The sequence below is a fragment of the Epilithonimonas zeae genome, from assembly GCF_900141765.1.
Taxonomy (GTDB): Bacteria; Bacteroidota; Bacteroidia; order Flavobacteriales; family Weeksellaceae; genus Epilithonimonas; species Epilithonimonas zeae.
In genome coordinates, this window is sequence record NZ_FSRK01000002.1 from 209,010 (window position 1) to 225,149 (window position 16,140).

Annotated in this window: 16 protein-coding genes; 10 read left to right on the plus strand and 6 right to left on the minus strand. The window is 35.9% G+C overall.

Annotated elements, in window-relative coordinates:
• Nucleotides 1-66 precede the first annotated feature (66 nt).
• Nucleotides 67-1,209: a serine hydrolase domain-containing protein gene (locus BUR19_RS12725; protein WP_245799081.1), complete on the plus strand. Its 1,143-nt coding sequence runs from the start codon at nucleotides 67-69 to the stop codon at nucleotides 1,207-1,209.
• Here the strand turns inward: BUR19_RS12725 and BUR19_RS12730 are convergent.
• Nucleotides 1,206-1,835, minus strand: a complete 630-nt coding sequence (locus BUR19_RS12730) for a TetR/AcrR family transcriptional regulator (RefSeq protein ID WP_074235839.1) — start codon at nucleotides 1,833-1,835, stop codon at nucleotides 1,206-1,208. The two genes, BUR19_RS12725 and BUR19_RS12730, sit on opposite strands and share 4 nt — an antisense overlap.
• 253 nt (nucleotides 1,836-2,088) lie before the next feature.
• On the opposite strand from BUR19_RS12730, the gene BUR19_RS12735 reads away from it, so the two are divergent.
• Genes BUR19_RS12735 through BUR19_RS12750 form a run of 4 tightly spaced genes read left to right on the plus strand, consistent with a single transcriptional unit; the run spans nucleotide 2,089 to nucleotide 4,443 of the window.
• Nucleotides 2,089-2,712, plus strand: a complete 624-nt coding sequence (locus BUR19_RS12735; protein ID WP_074235840.1) for a TatD family hydrolase — start codon at nucleotides 2,089-2,091, stop codon at nucleotides 2,710-2,712.
• Nucleotides 2,705-3,430 carry a tRNA threonylcarbamoyladenosine dehydratase gene (locus BUR19_RS12740; RefSeq protein WP_074236481.1) on the plus strand — a complete coding sequence of 242 codons (726 nt, stop codon included), beginning with the start codon at nucleotides 2,705-2,707 and terminating at the stop codon, nucleotides 3,428-3,430. The genes BUR19_RS12735 and BUR19_RS12740 overlap by 8 nt, the downstream gene beginning before the upstream one ends.
• Before the next feature lie 3 nt (nucleotides 3,431-3,433).
• The gene (gene rnpA, locus BUR19_RS12745; RefSeq protein ID WP_074235841.1) at nucleotides 3,434-3,805 is read left to right on the plus strand and encodes a ribonuclease P protein component; all 372 of its coding nucleotides are present in this window, start codon (nucleotides 3,434-3,436) and stop codon (nucleotides 3,803-3,805) included.
• Between the two features lie 44 nt (nucleotides 3,806-3,849).
• On the plus strand, nucleotides 3,850-4,443 hold the full coding sequence (locus BUR19_RS12750) for a DUF4126 domain-containing protein (RefSeq protein WP_074235842.1): 594 nt from the start codon (nucleotides 3,850-3,852) through the stop codon (nucleotides 4,441-4,443).
• A 57-nt stretch (nucleotides 4,444-4,500) separates the two neighbouring features.
• On the opposite strand, the gene BUR19_RS12755 is transcribed toward BUR19_RS12750, so the two are convergent.
• A complete protein-coding gene (locus BUR19_RS12755; protein WP_074235843.1) occupies nucleotides 4,501-5,916 on the minus strand; it encodes a DUF5689 domain-containing protein in 1,416 nt (471 codons plus the stop codon).
• A 10-nt stretch (nucleotides 5,917-5,926) separates the two neighbouring features.
• The gene (locus tag BUR19_RS12760; protein WP_074235844.1) at nucleotides 5,927-8,806 is read right to left on the minus strand and encodes a carboxypeptidase-like regulatory domain-containing protein; all 2,880 of its coding nucleotides are present in this window, start codon (nucleotides 8,804-8,806) and stop codon (nucleotides 5,927-5,929) included.
• Between the two features lie 221 nt (nucleotides 8,807-9,027).
• Between BUR19_RS12760 and BUR19_RS12765 the strand changes: the two genes are divergently transcribed.
• Entirely contained in the window at nucleotides 9,028-10,233 is a 1,206-nt protein-coding gene (locus BUR19_RS12765; RefSeq protein WP_074235845.1) for an endonuclease/exonuclease/phosphatase family protein, read from the plus strand.
• Between the two features lie 209 nt (nucleotides 10,234-10,442).
• Nucleotides 10,443-10,868 (plus strand): DUF6146 family protein, encoded by a 426-nt coding sequence (locus BUR19_RS12770; RefSeq protein WP_074236482.1) that lies wholly within the window; start codon nucleotides 10,443-10,445, stop codon nucleotides 10,866-10,868.
• A 48-nt stretch (nucleotides 10,869-10,916) separates the two neighbouring features.
• Here BUR19_RS12770 and prfA read toward each other — a convergent pair whose 3' ends face one another.
• Nucleotides 10,917-12,005 carry a peptide chain release factor 1 gene (gene prfA / locus BUR19_RS12775; protein ID WP_074235846.1) on the minus strand — a complete coding sequence of 363 codons (1,089 nt, stop codon included), beginning with the start codon at nucleotides 12,003-12,005 and terminating at the stop codon, nucleotides 10,917-10,919.
• A 182-nt stretch (nucleotides 12,006-12,187) separates the two neighbouring features.
• Nucleotides 12,188-12,463 carry a hypothetical protein gene (locus tag BUR19_RS12780; protein WP_074235847.1) on the minus strand — a complete coding sequence of 92 codons (276 nt, stop codon included), beginning with the start codon at nucleotides 12,461-12,463 and terminating at the stop codon, nucleotides 12,188-12,190.
• Nucleotides 12,464-12,738: 275 nt separating this feature from the next.
• Between BUR19_RS12780 and fumC the strand changes: the two genes are divergently transcribed.
• The 3 genes from fumC to BUR19_RS12795 all read left to right on the plus strand — a co-directional run bounded on the left by fumC (nucleotide 12,739) and on the right by BUR19_RS12795 (nucleotide 15,176).
• Entirely contained in the window at nucleotides 12,739-14,133 is a 1,395-nt protein-coding gene (gene fumC / locus BUR19_RS12785; protein ID WP_074235848.1) for a class II fumarate hydratase, read from the plus strand.
• Nucleotides 14,134-14,212: 79 nt separating this feature from the next.
• Nucleotides 14,213-14,773 carry a Crp/Fnr family transcriptional regulator gene (locus BUR19_RS12790; RefSeq protein WP_074235849.1) on the plus strand — a complete coding sequence of 187 codons (561 nt, stop codon included), beginning with the start codon at nucleotides 14,213-14,215 and terminating at the stop codon, nucleotides 14,771-14,773.
• A 73-nt stretch (nucleotides 14,774-14,846) separates the two neighbouring features.
• Nucleotides 14,847-15,176 (plus strand): DMT family transporter, encoded by a 330-nt coding sequence (locus tag BUR19_RS12795; protein WP_074235850.1) that lies wholly within the window; start codon nucleotides 14,847-14,849, stop codon nucleotides 15,174-15,176.
• Nucleotides 15,177-15,213: 37 nt separating this feature from the next.
• On the opposite strand, the gene BUR19_RS12800 is transcribed toward BUR19_RS12795, so the two are convergent.
• The gene (locus BUR19_RS12800) at nucleotides 15,214-16,137 is read right to left on the minus strand and encodes a Dyp-type peroxidase (protein ID WP_074235851.1); all 924 of its coding nucleotides are present in this window, start codon (nucleotides 16,135-16,137) and stop codon (nucleotides 15,214-15,216) included.
• Nucleotides 16,138-16,140 lie beyond the last annotated feature (3 nt).

The following is a 16,140-nucleotide window of genomic DNA, read 5'->3' on the forward strand; positions in this document are numbered from 1 at the left end:
TAACAAAAATAATGTTTTCAGATGACGATGATTACATATTCTATATTTTTGTAGCAAAAGCTTTCTATGAAAAAAATTATCAATGTTGTTCTGGTAATCATTGCTTCTGTTATTGTCCTCATTTACATTACGGGATACAATTATCTTTTCCGGGGGATACAATTAACATATCTGCGAGGTAAAAACGGACCAACCATTGATGATGGAAAAGATTTCCCTTCAAAAACAATTTCCAGAGGAAATCCAAAACCTTGGCCTATTGATATCAGTTATAACAAACAACCTTTATCTCCAGCTTTGGAAAAACATTTAGCGGATACAAAGTCTGTTTCCTTTTTAGTAATTCAGCACGGAAAACTTTTGCAAGAACATTATTGGGATGGCTATAACAAAAATACACTCAGTAATTCTTTTTCTATGGCCAATGCAATTACTGTTTTATTAATGGGAAAAGCTATAGATGATGGTAGGATAGAAAGAATTAATCAGCCTTTTTCAGATTTTTATAAAGAATTTTCAAATGATAAGTTTGGAAAAAATTTGACTTTAGAAAATCTCGCCTCAATGCAAGCCGGACTCGATTGGGAAAACGATTATAAGAATCCTTTTTCCAAAAATGCAGCTACTTATTATGGCTTTTCCATTTCGGATGTTGTTTTCAAAACTAAGTTTAAACATAACCCGGGTGAAAAGTTTGAATATCAATCTGCCGCACCACAACTATTAGGTTTTGCGGTAGGCAGAGCCATTCAGATGCCATTATCGATGTATGCTTCAGCCAAGCTTTGGAAACCTCTCGGGATGGAACACAATGCAGAATGGTCGGTTGATGGTCTTGGTATAGAAAAATCGTTTTGCTGCGTCCATTCTACCGCCAGAGATTTTGCTAAAATTGGATCGTTACTTTTAAACAGGGGAAAGTTCGAAGACATTCCTTGGGTTAATGAAAATTTTGTTGATAAAATGACAACACCTGCAGAAGATACCAATGGTGTTTACGGAATGGGAATCTGGATTAATAACGATTCCAAAATTCATCATTATTATATGCACGGAATACACGGTCAATACGTCATTATGATTCCGGAATATGATATGATTATCGTAAGATTAGGCAACGAACAGGCGCCAGAAAAAGATTCTAAAAATAGACCAAAAGAAGTAGAATTTTACATCAACGAAGCTTTAAAATTTGCAACAAAAAACTAATCCGCGTCGTAATCCAACAAAGCAAAAACGCTTAACAACGTACTGTTTTTCAGTTTCTGTTCAGCTTCTTTCATATATTGTGTATCGTTGTTTGCAGGAACATAGATTTCGTAAAAGTTCTTGTTTCTAATTACAAACAAAGTTGAACCAATAATCATCGTCAGGATATCCTCAGATTTTGGTGCATTGTGAAAAACACCGGAAACTATTCCTCTTTTGATAATCTCGTCCAATCTGCCAACACAAGTCTGGTAAAACTCCAAAAGATCATCTTTCACATTGTCCAGAGAACGCATCTCCTGAGTTACAAAACCGTGAAAATAACTGTATTTGAATAACAAAGAAATCACATAATTCACGATTTCCTTCATCTGCATCTCCGGTTTTCCTTCTTTTATAGTCTGCGCAAACTCAGAAAAACTTTCCTTTGTCCTTTGCACACGATACTGATAAAGATAAGACATCATCTTTTCTTTGGAACCAAAATAGTAAGAAATCATTGCAACATTGATTCCCGCTTTGGTACAAATATCCCGTACAGACGTGCCTTCAAAACCTTTTTTAGCAATCAGTTCCTCTGCAACATCCAGAATTTTTGTTTGTTTATCAGTAAATTTTTTCCTCATTCTTTATGAAAGATTTAATGTAAAATTAAACTAATTTTCATCAAAAACAATAGATATCGATTACAGAATTTAACAAATTTTAACTTTTTATGATTCGCATAATAATTTGGGCAGCTTTATCCGTCCTCCATTCCCGCTGTTTTGCAAATTGCCAGCACTTTTCCCAGTCCAAATTTGCAAAACGAGCTCCATTCAGGCCGGGCTGCGTGCAATTCATCGTTCAGTAAAAATATTTAATTTCATATCTTTGACTATGGATTTTTTGGATTTTCATCATCATAAACAAAATAAAACCGGGATTTATAACCTGAATCTTAGTGAGGTGATTCCACAAGGTAATTTCTCGGCTGGTTTACATCCAAAAGATATTTCAGAAAACTGGAAATCAGATTTCGACAAAATCAAAGAAATTTCTTTATCAAAAAACTGTCTTGCCATCGGCGAATGTGGTTTGGATGGATTAATTAACATCGATGAAAATCTTCAAAACGAAATATTTCAAAATCATATTTCTTGGGCAGAAGAGATCAAGAAACCAATTATCATCCATTGTGTCCGTAGATTTTCGCAAATTTTACATTATAAAAAAGCTAAAGTTCCTTTGGTAATTCACGGTTTCAATAAGAAAGAAAATATTGGAAAAGAACTTCTGGAGGCAGGGTTTTATCTCAGTTTTGGAAAAGCAGGGTTAGATAACTTATCTTTGCAAAAATTGATTAAAGATTTTCCCGTCCAAAAGATGTTTTTGGAGACCGATGATGCAGATTTTGACATTGCAGAATTGTATGAAAAAGTTTCAGAAATCAAATCCATTTCTTTGGAAAACCTGAAAACCCAAATATGGGAGAATCTTGAAAATGTTGTTAATTATGGATAAATTTTGGTTAGAACGCACCGAATTACTGATAAAAGATGAGGGAATTGAAAAACTGCAAAATGCTAAAGTTTTAGTGGTTGGATTAGGCGGTGTAGGTTCTTTTGCAGCAGAATTTTTGGCAAGAGCAGGAATCGGAAAAATGATTATTGCTGATGGCGATGTTGTTGACATAACCAATATTAACAGACAACTTCCTGCACTTCATTCAACTGTTGGTCAACATAAAGTAGAGTTGGTTGGAAACCGCTTAATGGACATCAATCCCAATCTGGAGCTTACAAAAATCAATGAGTTTTTGGAGCCGGAAAGAATGGAAGAATTAATCAAATCAGAAAAATTCGATTACGTTTTGGACTGCATCGATTCTTTGACCCCGAAATTGGCATTAATGATCACTTGCCGCAGAAACAAGGTCAAATTAGTTTCATCTATGGGAGCTGGAGGAAAAACCGATCCAAGCAAAGTAATGGTTCGTGACCTGCATAAAACAAGAGATTGTCTATTGGCAAGACAAGTGAGAAAACGTTTGAAAAAAGAGAAAATCAACAAAGGTTTCCGCTGTGTTTTCTCGACAGAAGTGCAAGATGAAAACAGCCTGAAGATGACAGATGGAAGTAACTTTAAGAGATCTTTCTACGGAACAATCAGTTTTATTCCTGCACTTTTCGGATTATATGCCGCTGCTGAAGTTATCAATCATTTAACCGGAAGACAATAGATTTTGGACAAAAAAAGCTACCCTTCTCACGAAAAACTGAAAAAAAAGTACGAGATAGATTTGCTTTTTGCTAAAGGGAAGTGGCTTTCTGTAGATAATATTAGAATTATCCATTTGAAATCTTCGGATAAACTTTTGATAGACAATCATAAAATTGGCGTTTCTGTTTCAAAGAAATTTTTCAAAAGAGCCGTGGACAGAAATCGCATAAAACGTTTGTTAAGAGAATCTTACCGCCTCAACAAATCTATTTACATCAATGCTTTTGGAGACCAATCTATTGCAATGCTTTTTTGGGCTTCTAAGGAATTGCCCGAAAGCTTTTCTGTAGTTGAAAACCAGTTTTTAGCTCTTTGCAAAAAAAGAACTGGATAAACATCTCTATTTAATTTGTAATTTTATTCTCAAAGAAATTACAAATGGAACATATTTTACCTTACCTTCTGAGTGCTTTCATAGGAATTGGATTAGCTGCGGCTTCTGGCTTTAGAGTCTTTCTACCTCTCTTTGCGGTTAGTCTTTCATCTTATCTTGGATGGATTCCTATGAGTGACAATTTCGAATGGCTTTCTGGATTACCAACCCTCATCACAACCGGAGTTGCAACAATTATTGAGATTCTGGCTTATTATATTCCTGTTGTTGATAATTTTCTGGATACGCTTTCTATTCCGTTGGCAACTATTGCGGGGTCAGTTCTTTTTGCCAGCCAGTTTATGGAATTAGGAACATTTCCTCAATGGGCTTTAGCTCTAATTGCTGGAGGCGGAACTGCTGCTACTATTGCTTCAGGATTTGCCGGAACACGAGCAGCATCTACAGCTACGACTGCAGGGATAGGCAATAATGTAGTTGCAACTACTGAAACTGCAGGAGCAGGATTAATGTCTTTACTTTCTATATTTCTTCCCGTTATTGCTTTTATAATTGCAATCGTTCTGATTATTCTTGTCTTATTTTTTGGACGGAAGCTTTGGAGGAAGATGAAGACGCAGAATTCTGGGATATTTTAAAAATAAAAAAAGACCGCAATTACTTGCAGTCTTTTTTTTTTATAAATAAATATTTTATTATTCTATTTTGATATTATCAATATTAATATCATATACTCCGGCAGAACCAGTTTTGATCGCAAAGATGTCTTTTCCCGCAGCCAGATTAATCAATGGTGCACCAGCTAAATTAATCTCTACTAACATCCATTCTCCTTTTGTATCAATTGCACCTCTGTAGTCATTAGCGTCAGAAACATTAATGATGGTGCTTTTCGTAAAGTTCAACAAATTATATGTATAGTATGCTGGTGATCCAGAAGTTCTGTATACATTAAATGAAAGTGATTTTCCAGTAGATGTTCCTTTAATATAAAAAGTAATTCTTTTTGGACTAGCTGGCAATCCTGCCGGAGCAAGTGCTGTAAACAAATAATCATTACCAGCTGCTGTTCCTTTAATTTGTAAAGAATTGCTTCCGTTCAATCCAAGACCTACACCTTGTGCCAATGGTTGCTTTATCCCAAAACTATTAACACTATTTAAGAAGGTAGCCCAGTTTTCAAAGTCTGAACCAGCAAAAAGATTAACAGCAGATGAAGATGGCTCTTCTGGTGCATTTGGATCTCCTGACGCAAATCTATCCTTAACAAAATTTACATCATTAGTATTTCTAATTAACATTTGGTAGTTAGAATTATATCTGCTTACTACAAAAGTTAAGTCTCCACTTTTAGTTGGAACTAATGTAGCACCAAATGTCGAGAAACCAGAATTTCTAAGGACTGTTGTATTACCATTTTTACCTTCAATATCTCTATCTGTATCCTGACCAACACCTGCAGTATAATTTATATAAGTTAGAGGTTTTGTTGGGTCTTCCAACTTGAATTGTACATCAGCAACCTGAACCAATGTATTGAGATATTTTTCTTGTTTTGCTGCATTTAAATTAGCCAGTTTTGTTGGCACCAAAGTAGCAATATCCATTCTATTATTTCCGTTACAAACACCTGCAAGGTATCTTGTCAAGAGAATGCTTGGGATTCTTCCAATAGCATAGGTTGGATCAATGGATCCTATTTTTCTTGTTCCTCTATCCCATCCTAAAACAAGACCATTAGCTTTGATACGGATATGCGCTCCTACAGGAAAATCCGCATAATTAGAAGCTTTATCAACTTCCAACGACAAACCTACAGTTGGGTTTTCCGCCTTATCTTGGAAAGAAATTGTTTTGTAAAAATTACCACTTTCATCAGAAGACACTATATAAGCATCAAAAATTACAGGAGCTCCATCTGTAGGAACCTTATAGGTACCTGATGTTGGTGCTAAAGCAGCAAAATTAGCCATTGTAGTAGTCGGCTCATCAAATCTATTATTGCAAAGAATCTCTGGCGCATTCCAGTCATCATCTTTAACACACGAAGTAAAGGTCATCGCAACTATTGCAGAAAAGACCAATGTTTTGATTGTTGTATATGTTTTCATTATTATAATTTTAAAATCTAACTTGTAAATTAACGAAATAAGAACGCCCTTGTGTATACCAATATTTAGGAGCGAATAATTGCTGGCTTCTGTTGAAATCTTCCTGGAAACCATCAAATTTAACATTTCTTGTTTGTTCAAATCCTCCAGTAATATACTTTGTATTATCAAAGATATTATTAACAGATGCAGAGATTAACAAATAATATTTACCAAACATCCAAGATTTACCTGCGTTAGCATTGATAAAATAAGCAGCAGGTAATTTGTTTGGTGCTAGTAATCTTCTAAGTTCTTCTGGGGTAGCATTTTCATACGGCGTCCCTGAGTTACTATTTTGCACAAAACTTTGAGATCTCAATAGTGCAGATGGATCCAAATAGTTATTATCTAAATAATTCCAGTTAGCACCAACCCACCAGTATTTTGGAGAGTTATATCTAAAACCAGCAGAGAAAGCCATTTGCGGCGTTCCACCTTGTTTGTAGTTTTTAAGATCAGATTTACCAAACTGCACAAAAGATTGTCCATTTCCGAAAACTCCAATTGCATCAGAAGCAAAATAAACATCTGGATTGTTACGGTAAGTATATTCACCATAACTAGCTACACCTTGTAGTGATAATGTAGGTAATACCTTGAAGTCAACTCCAAGTTCTGCACCCATATTTCTTTTTTCTACATTAGACATTACCTGAGTTACAAAAGCACTCTGAATGTACTGTCCTCCTGTGTTAGTATCTGTAGCTCCACCACTCGCGGAATTATCAATTTGGATACCATCTGCAAAGAATCTCTGCACACTTGTTTCATTCTGAGTATCAATTAAAAACACTGATGCTCTTATTTTGAACAATGGAGAATTAATCACATAACTCAAATCATTAGCATTGATAACCGTATTTTTAATGTTCGGTGCAACAGAAGAGTTAAGTCTTGGGTTGATGAATAAATCTTCAAGATATGGTGCCTGCGAGAAGAATGATCCGTTATATACCAAGAAGTTTCTTCCATCTATTTTATATATAACCTGCCCCTTCAAACCAAAGTTCCAGAAGTCATAATCTTTACTTTTCCCAAAAGAGTCAGCATAAAGATAGTGTTTGAATAATCCTTCTCTGCTAGACGTTGAATAGCCAGCAAGTGCTGAAACAAAAACATCAAATTTACCTTCCGAAAATTTTAGTCCCGGATTTACCTTTACCTCTTGTCTTCTGAAGATATAGTTATAAAGCAATCTATCTCCAACTTTTTTAGCAACATCTGTTTCTCCTTCATTATATAAAGCAGAAGTTCCAGGATTATTAGTTGCCGCAAACGGATCTTTATTGAATACAAAATCAGCTCCTAACAAATCATTAACTTCTCTATAAAGCTCTGATCTGTAGTTCTGATAAGAAACGTTCAACATAAATTTTGTTTTATCCGTAAAATTGTAAGTATAATGCATTGCAGCATTCCAGATTTTATCATCACTTACATCGTTTACCAAATAATACAATGCTCTTTTACCAGTTACACCATATTGTGTTACAGGAGACTGCCCTATGTTGGCAGCATACAATCTGTTCCAATTGATCTGAGTTACATTCGGATCGCCATTTTGCCAAGCAGTACGAGATGCCTGATAAGCATCACCTGCTGCTAAATAATTTCCCGAACTAGGATCCCAAACAAAAGCATCTTCGTTCAATGATCCAAAATAACTTGGTAGATTTCTATAATATGTAGGAGAAGGGTTTGGTACACTTTGCCAATCTAATCTAGATCCTTTATCTTTTCCAAACTGATAAGACAATGATGTCCATAAGTTTGATTTCTTATTGATTTTCCAGAAATCCTGTAATTGGAAAACTGGTTGGAAACCTTTTCTTACTCTTTCACTTCTCTTCTCTCCATCTTGCCAACCCCAATAGGAGTTATAATGTACGCCTCTGTAATCATAAACTTCTTGAGTACTTGGGCTTGCTGTAGATCTTCTATACGGAGAAGCAAATGCATTAAAAGTCATTGTGTGACTATCGCTAAATTTTTTCTCAACACCTAGATAAGTACCATAAGCATCATAGAAAGTTCCTTCTTGGATACCTTCTTCAGCCCATCTTTTAGCTCCCATTAACGTGAAGGCCCATCCACTTTTTGACATTCCAGAAGAATATCTCAAAGAAACTCTTTGTCTATAATTTCTGTTTGTAATAGAATAAACAGCTTGAAAGCCTTTTCGATACTCGCTGGCTCTGGTATTTTTGTAGATAACACCAGTTGCTCCACCAAATGCATATTCAGAAGGAGAATGATTAGCAGCGATTTCAGGATATCTAACAATCTCATTAAGACCTCCCCAATTTGAGAAATCAACATTACCATTATCAGATTTTACCATTGAAACACCATTCAACATGTTTTCGGAAGTTCTTCCATCAACACCCCTTGGTCTGAACCAATAAGCTCCCAAGTCGAAACTTGCGATTCTATTGAAAACATCTTGAGAAGATTGCAATAATCCAACAGTAGAAGACTGACCGCTATTTTCATCGTCTCCAGTATCAAGGATTGCAAGACCTTGATCTGCTCCTGTCAATGTAGAATAAAGGGTAATTACCCCTAAGTCTTTCCTCTTTTCTGTAGTAATGTCAAATTCCAAAGTTTTTGTCTCGAAATTTGGCTTTGACACCACAATTTGATAATGTCCGGTCTTCAAATCTACAAATTGGAAATAACCAATTTTGTCTGCCGTAACATCATTACCTTCTCCTTTTAGATCTACTCTTGCTTTTTCTACGGGTTTCCCATCAGCATCTTTTAGGTATGCAAAAACCGTAGTCTGTGCAAAGTAAAATGATGCCGGAAGCATTGTAAACAAGGAGATTAATGATAATTTTTTAATCATAAATCAATTAGGTTTTGTTTGCTCTTTTTTTCTAATATACAGTCCGTTATGCACGGAAGGCAAATGTATATAAATTTTTGATAATTAAAACTTTTTAACATTTTTTTTATTTTAACAAATTATCAATTAATTAAAACATAATTATGAATTTTTAAAAACTTTAAATTTTTATTTTGCAACTATCCAAAAAAAATTACTTTTGTAGCCTTACATTTTTTATTATGAAAAATTTATTTAGCGTAATAGCTATATTTAGTATTTCCTTATTATTTGCACAACAAAAAAGACAAGTTCGTGCAGCAACGGTTGGATTCTTAAACGTTGAAAACCTTTGGGACACCGTTCGTTCTGCAGATTATATAGACGGAACAAAAGACAGAAGCAATCCTGCATTTCACAGAAGCGTACCTTTGGATTCTATAAAATATCTGGAAGTTACAGAAAAAGACTACAAAGGTCCTTGGAATGATGAATCACTTGTAGGTAAAAAAGTGGTACGAATCCAAGGCGGTTCAGAGGAGTTCACACCAAAAAGTGGTAAAAACTACACCTATAGTGTATACAAGCAAAAATTAGCAAACGAAGCAAAAGTAATTTCTGAAATGGGGAAATCCTATACAGGAACTGCCCCGGTTGTTGTGGGTCTTTTGGAAGTAGAAAACCGTCAGGTGGTGGAAGATCTTGTAAAAGAACCAGCTATTGCAAAGTATGATTACGGCGTTGTACATTATAACTCTTATGATTATAGAGGTATTGACATCGCTTTCATCTATCAGAAAAGAAGATTCACACCATCTAAATCTTGGAAAAAGGAAGTGAAAATTTTTGGTGATGCTGGAAAAAGAGAATATACAAGAGATATTTTAGTATTAACAGGTTTCTTAGACAATGAGAAAGTTGCATTTTTCCTAAATCACTGGCCATCAAGGAGAGGTGGTGAAGCGGCATCTCTGCCTAAACGTAATGCGGCTGCAATGGTTTTAAGACAACAGATGGACAGCATAAGAGCTTTAGATCCATCAACAAAACTATTTGCTATGGGAGATTTCAACGATGATCCTGTAAGTTCAAGTTTGAAAAATGGTTTCAAAGCAGTAGGAAACCCTAAAGACCTCTCCGAGACTTCACCTTATCTCAATTTGATGTATCCTTTATATAAGAAAGGGGTTGCGTCTTTGGCTTACCAAGATGCGCCTAACTTATTCGACCAAATTATCGTTTCTTCCAATCTTCATTCACCTAACAACGAGTTGAAAAAAGATTACACAGTTTTCAAAGCAGAGATTTTTGCTCCCGATTATTTGATTACCAAAGAAGGAAGTTACAAAGGTTATCCGTTCAGATCTTGGTCAGGAGACAAATTTACCGGAGGTTATTCCGATCACTTCCCGGCATTCGTGATTTTGCAGAAAGATCCAAATCCTTAATTAAATCTTAATTGCTATACAAACCGTTTCAAATCTTTGGAACGGTTTTTTATTTTAAGAATCAAATTATTTGGGCAGCTTTATCCGCGCTCCGTTCCCGCAATTTTTTGCCAAAGCTTTGTCCAAATAAAAATGAGCTCCACTCAGCTCGGGCTGCAAGCAATTCACTGGTAATAAAATTAGTCATAACTTTAAAGAAATCATTTAAAATGAAAAACCTTATCGCCATATTAATTATTTCAGGATTTGTTTGGTCTTGCTCCACAACTTCAAAACCATTACCTGAAAATCAAAATCATTCTTTATCAACCCAGAAAAAGACCGATTCTGCAGACGAATGGGAAGTCACCGTTTTTGATCCAGAATATGAGAATTTTGTAGCAACAAGAGCTCAACCAAAATCGATGTTCACAGAAAGTAGCTTGAAATCTCGAAATCAAATTCTCGTTACCGAATGGAACAGTAGATTCTATTCAGGAATTAATCCCAACTTTTATGAAGTCGCTATAGAATACGACCAAAAAGAAAATTATGGATTCGATTTCGAATACAGATTATATCAATTCTTCGCTTATTGCAACTGGAAATACGGAGTCAAGTTTAATGGACTAAGAGGAATCGATAAAACAAAATAAAAAAAGACTGCAAAATTGCAGTCTTTAATTTTTATATAGTGACGAGAATTAAGCAATTCCCTCTTCTTCTCCTTTTAGCTTTTCAGCATTTTCTGCCATTATCACAGCGTCCATCATTTCCTGAATATCACCGTTCATATAAGCATCCAGATTATACATTGACTTATTGATTCTATGATCTGTAACTCTTCCCTGAGGATAATTATAAGTTTTGATTTTTGCAGAACGGTCACCTGTGGAAACCATCGTTTTTCTTTGTGCTGCAATATCGCCAACTACTTCCTGAAGTTTGATATCATACAATTTTGCTCTCAACATTTCCATAGCTAATTCTCTGTTAGCCAACTGAGAACGAGCTTGCTGACAAACAACAACCAGCCCAGAAGGTTTGTGTGTTAACTGAACTTTCGTTTCAACTTTGTTCACGTTTTGTCCACCAGCACCTCCAGAACGAGAAGTCTGCATCTCGATATCAGCAGGATTGATTTCCACATCTACTTCTTCCGCTTCCGGTAAAACAGCGATTGTAATTGCAGAGGTGTGAACTCGACCTTGAGATTCGGTTTCAGGAACACGCTGTACACGGTGAACTCCGGATTCGAATTTCATAATTCCATACACGCTTTCGCCCTGAACTTTCATTATGAGTTCTTTATAACCTTTAGAGGCTTCACTGGAATCTGTAACTTCGTGTTTCCAACCTTTTGTTTTGAAATACATTGTATACATTCTGTACATATCTTCCACAAAAATTGCCGCTTCATCACCACCAGTTCCGGAACGCATTTCCAGAATGATATTCTTATCATCAGCTGGGTCTTTTGGAATTAGAAGGTATTTCAATTCTTCCTCAAAAGCAGGAAGTTTGTCCATAGCTTGATATTTTTCCTCCTTCGCCATTTCCACGAATTCTTTATCAGAACCGTCAGCAATGATTTCGTCAGATTCAGCAATGGTGTCAAGAGCGCCTTTATATTCATCGAATACTTTTACGATTTTTCCCAAATCGCTGTATTCTTTGTTAAGTGTAGAGTATTTTTTTTGATCCGAGATCACATCCGGTTGGATGATAAGATCGGCGACCTCGTTATATCGTTGTTTTATCGCTTCCAGTTTCGGAATTAATGACTTAGACATAGGTAAATTTTAGTTTGCAAAGATAATGATTTAAGAAACAAGAAGAAAGAGACAAAATTCAAGAGTTAGAATTCGTGAAAAATTGTTCTAATCTTCAAAGAAAAATCCACTCTCGAAAGAATGGATTTATTATATATTGTTTCGCTTTGAGTGCAATCTCTCACGAAAAGAAAATTGCCAAATTAATGGTGGTGACCGTGAGAAACTGGTTTTTCTCCAGCTGGTCTTTGGTAGATTACTTCTACACCTTCCTGCTCATAAAGCTTTTTGTATCTGATTTTTTCTGGGTCAAAGTTTTTGTTGATTTTCCCAAAATATTCTGCTACTCCTTCTGTTAACCAAAGTGGTACGATGAATCCGAAGAACATCAAAATACACCAGAATCCACAAATCATCATTGTGAAGAAATAAACGGTCCAAAGAAATTGGTAAAACGGCCAGAATGCTGATAACATCATAATGCTATATATTTTGAGCAAAAATAGAGGTTTTTATTCTATCTCACAAAATTTCTGAATTGATTTTTTTCATTTTGCTGAACTTTTAGTTTTTAGTATTTTCGTAAGGTTATAAAAATCAATGAAAAGTTGGTTGAAAAAGTTTATAAAACAGTCTTTATCAACTAGCCCCGATTGCAGCGGTTACCCCGCAACAAGCGCTGGGAAAAGCCTTGGTGTGAGGAGTAATAGCGGAAAGCGGGATAAAGCTCCTAAAAATAAATAAATATAATACAATGAGTTTCAGAATTGAAAAAGACACGATGGGCGAAGTGCAAGTGCCTGCTGATAAATTTTGGGGTGCGCAGACGGAGCGTTCCAGAAATAATTTCAAAATCGGTCCGGAAGGAAGTATGCCGCGCGAAATCATCGATGCATTTGCTTACCTGAAAAAAGCGGCGGCTTTTACCAATGCAGAATTGGGCGTTCTTTCCAATGAGAAAAGAGATGCAATCGGGAAAGTTTGTGATGAGATTCTTGCAGGAGAATTGTATGACCAATTTCCATTGGTGATTTGGCAAACCGGTTCTGGAACGCAGTCTAATATGAATGTGAACGAGGTTGTTGCCAATAAATCTCACGTAAACAGCGGGGGACAATTAGGCGAAAAAACTGAAGTTCACCCAAATGATGATGTAAACAAATCTCAGTCTTCCAACGACACTTATCCAACAGCAATGCACATCGCGGCTTACACGAAAGTGGTGAAAGAAACTTTGCCTGCTTTGGAAAAATTGAGAAATACATTGGATGAAAAAGCGAAGAAATTCCAGAATATTGTAAAAATTGGAAGAACGCACCTTATGGATGCAACACCTTTGACACTGGGACAGGAATTCTCTGGTTACGTCGCTCAATTGGATTATGCGAAAAAAGCAATTAACAATACACTTGACCATTTGAAAGAATTGGCGCTTGGTGGAACAGCGGTTGGAACCGGACTTAATACTCCAAAGGGTTATGATGTTGTAGTTGCAAAATATATTGCAGATTTCACAGGTCTCCCTTTTGTAACAGCTCCGAATAAATTCGAGGCTCTTGCAGCACACGACGGAATTGTGGAAACTCACGGTGCGTTGAAACAATTGGCGGTTTCGCTTTACAAAATTGCTCAGGATGTTAGATTGCTGGCTTCTGGTCCGCGTTCTGGAATTGGGGAAATCCACATTCCGGAAAACGAACCGGGTTCTTCTATTATGCCTGGAAAAGTGAATCCTACACAGAACGAAGCTTTAACAATGGTTTGTGCCCAAGTTCTTGGAAATGATACAACGATTTCTTTCGCAGGAACGCAGGGAAATTATGAACTGAATGTTTTCAAACCGGTTATGGCAGCAAACTTCCTGCAGTCAGCACAATTGTTGGCTGATGCGATGATTTCTTTCAACGACCATTGTGCTGTTGGAATCGAACCAAATGAACCGAGAATCAAAGAATTGGTTGATAAATCTTTGATGTTGGTGACTGCGCTTAACACGCACATCGGTTACGAAAACGCAGCGAAAATTGCTAAAACAGCCCACAAGAACGGAACAACTTTGAAAGAAGAAGCTGTGAATCTTGGATTGTTGACAGCTGAACAATTTGACGAATGGGTGAAACCAGAAGATATGGTTGGAAGTCTTAAATAGATCATAGACTTTTAAACAAAAGATAATAGATAAACTCCGAGGTAATTCTCGGAGTTTTTATTTTTATTAAATTTCGCTTATGAATATTGATATAATTCTTGACCAAATTTTCTTACTTCCTGAACATTCAAAATCAGTTTTAAAGAATCTGATTTCAGAAGTTGAGTTTCCAAAAGACAGCATTATCATCAAAGCCGGAAAAGTAGAAAGAACGATTTATTTCATCAAAAAAGGAATTGTAAGGGCTTTTGTTCCGCAGGAAAATCAAGACCTTACGTTTTGGTTTGGGAAAGAAGGCGATGTTGTTTTACCGATGAAAAGCTATGTTGATAATCATCAGAATTATGAAAATATTCAGCTTTTAGAAGATTGTGTTTTGTATCAATTGAAAATCGATGATTTGCGACAATTATTTGAAACTGATATCAATATTGCGAATTGGGGAAGAAAATTAGCTGAAAAAGAACTGGTAAAAACCGAAGAATTGTTTATTTCCAGACAGTTCAGAACCGCAAGCCAGCGATATGAAGAACTTTTGACAAAACAACCGGAGATTATCCAAAGAGTTCAGTTGGGTTACATTGCTTCTTATTTGGGAATTACTCAAGTTAGCCTAAGTAGAATCCGAAGCGAAATCTGATTATTTTTTAACATTTGTAAAAAGATTCAAAGTATCAAATTCGGAAATTTGCATCATTAAAAATGATAAATAAATGAACTGGATTTTTTTAATTCTTGGAGGACTTTTTGAAGTTGGATTTACATCTTGTTTAGGAAAAGCCAAAGAAACATCGGGCACAGAATCTTACCTTTGGTACGCCGGATTCGGAATATCGTTGATTGCAAGTATGCTTTTGTTAATCAAAGCAACACAAACGCTTCCGTTGGGAACGGCTTATGCAGTCTGGACAGGAATCGGAGCCGTAGGAACTGTACTGGTAGGAATTTTTATCTTTAAAGAGCCAGCAACTTTCTTGCGATTATTTTTTATTTTCACATTAATTGCTTCCATTGTTGGACTGAAAGCCGTTTCTTCTCATTAATTACAAAACCTTTCAAAATTTTTGGTCCATTTATAATTTAACCAGAAAATTCATCCAGCAGATCTTTGGACGGAACAAAAAACAGGCTACCTGTTTTTGCAGTACTAAAGTCTAGAATCCGATCGTAATTTCCCTTCGGATTCCCAACAAACATATTCTCCAACATCTTTCTTGTTGTTGAAAAACTGCTGGCATAGGAAATAAAATATGTTCCGAATTCATTAGAAGAAGGTCTTCCAAAAGGCATATTATCTCTAACAATCTTTAAATCGTCGCCTATGTTTGCCAAAGCAATGTGGGAATTATCTGGTTTTACCTCGTCTGACATTTCAATATCATTTTCTTTGGATCTGCCTATTATCTTTTCCTGATCTTCTGTAGAAAGACCTCTCCAAGCGTCCATATTATGCAGGTATTTCTGAACAAAAAGGTAACTCCCTCCTGAATATCCAACATCTTCGTCGCCAATTATTGCAAAAACGTCACGATCTTTCCCGTGTGGGTTCTCGGTACCATCTACAAATCCTAATACAGAACGGTTATCCCAGTACTTGAAGCCCCTGATTTCTTCAATACTTTCAGCAACCGGCGTTAAGATTTTAGAAATCTCTATTGCCATATCGAAGCAAATGCTATAATCATCTGCTCGAAAATGAAAATGAAGATCTCCAAAAGTAGAAATTGCAGTATGCTTATCGCCTTTTATTTCTGTAAAGTTCTCTAACTCTTTCGGCAAAGGCTCTTTCAGGCCAAGTCTTTTCCAAGCTTCGAAACCAATTCCTATAATACAGCTTGCTCTGCTATCTGGAAATCTATTGACCACAGAATTATTTAAATTTAATACCAAAGCACACAGCCTCTGAAAGGAATCCTGGATTTCTAAATTCTCTTTGAATTTCCATACTTGAAAAATGGTATTGATATTTGGATAATCTGTAACATTTTGCGGTTTTAAACTCATTGT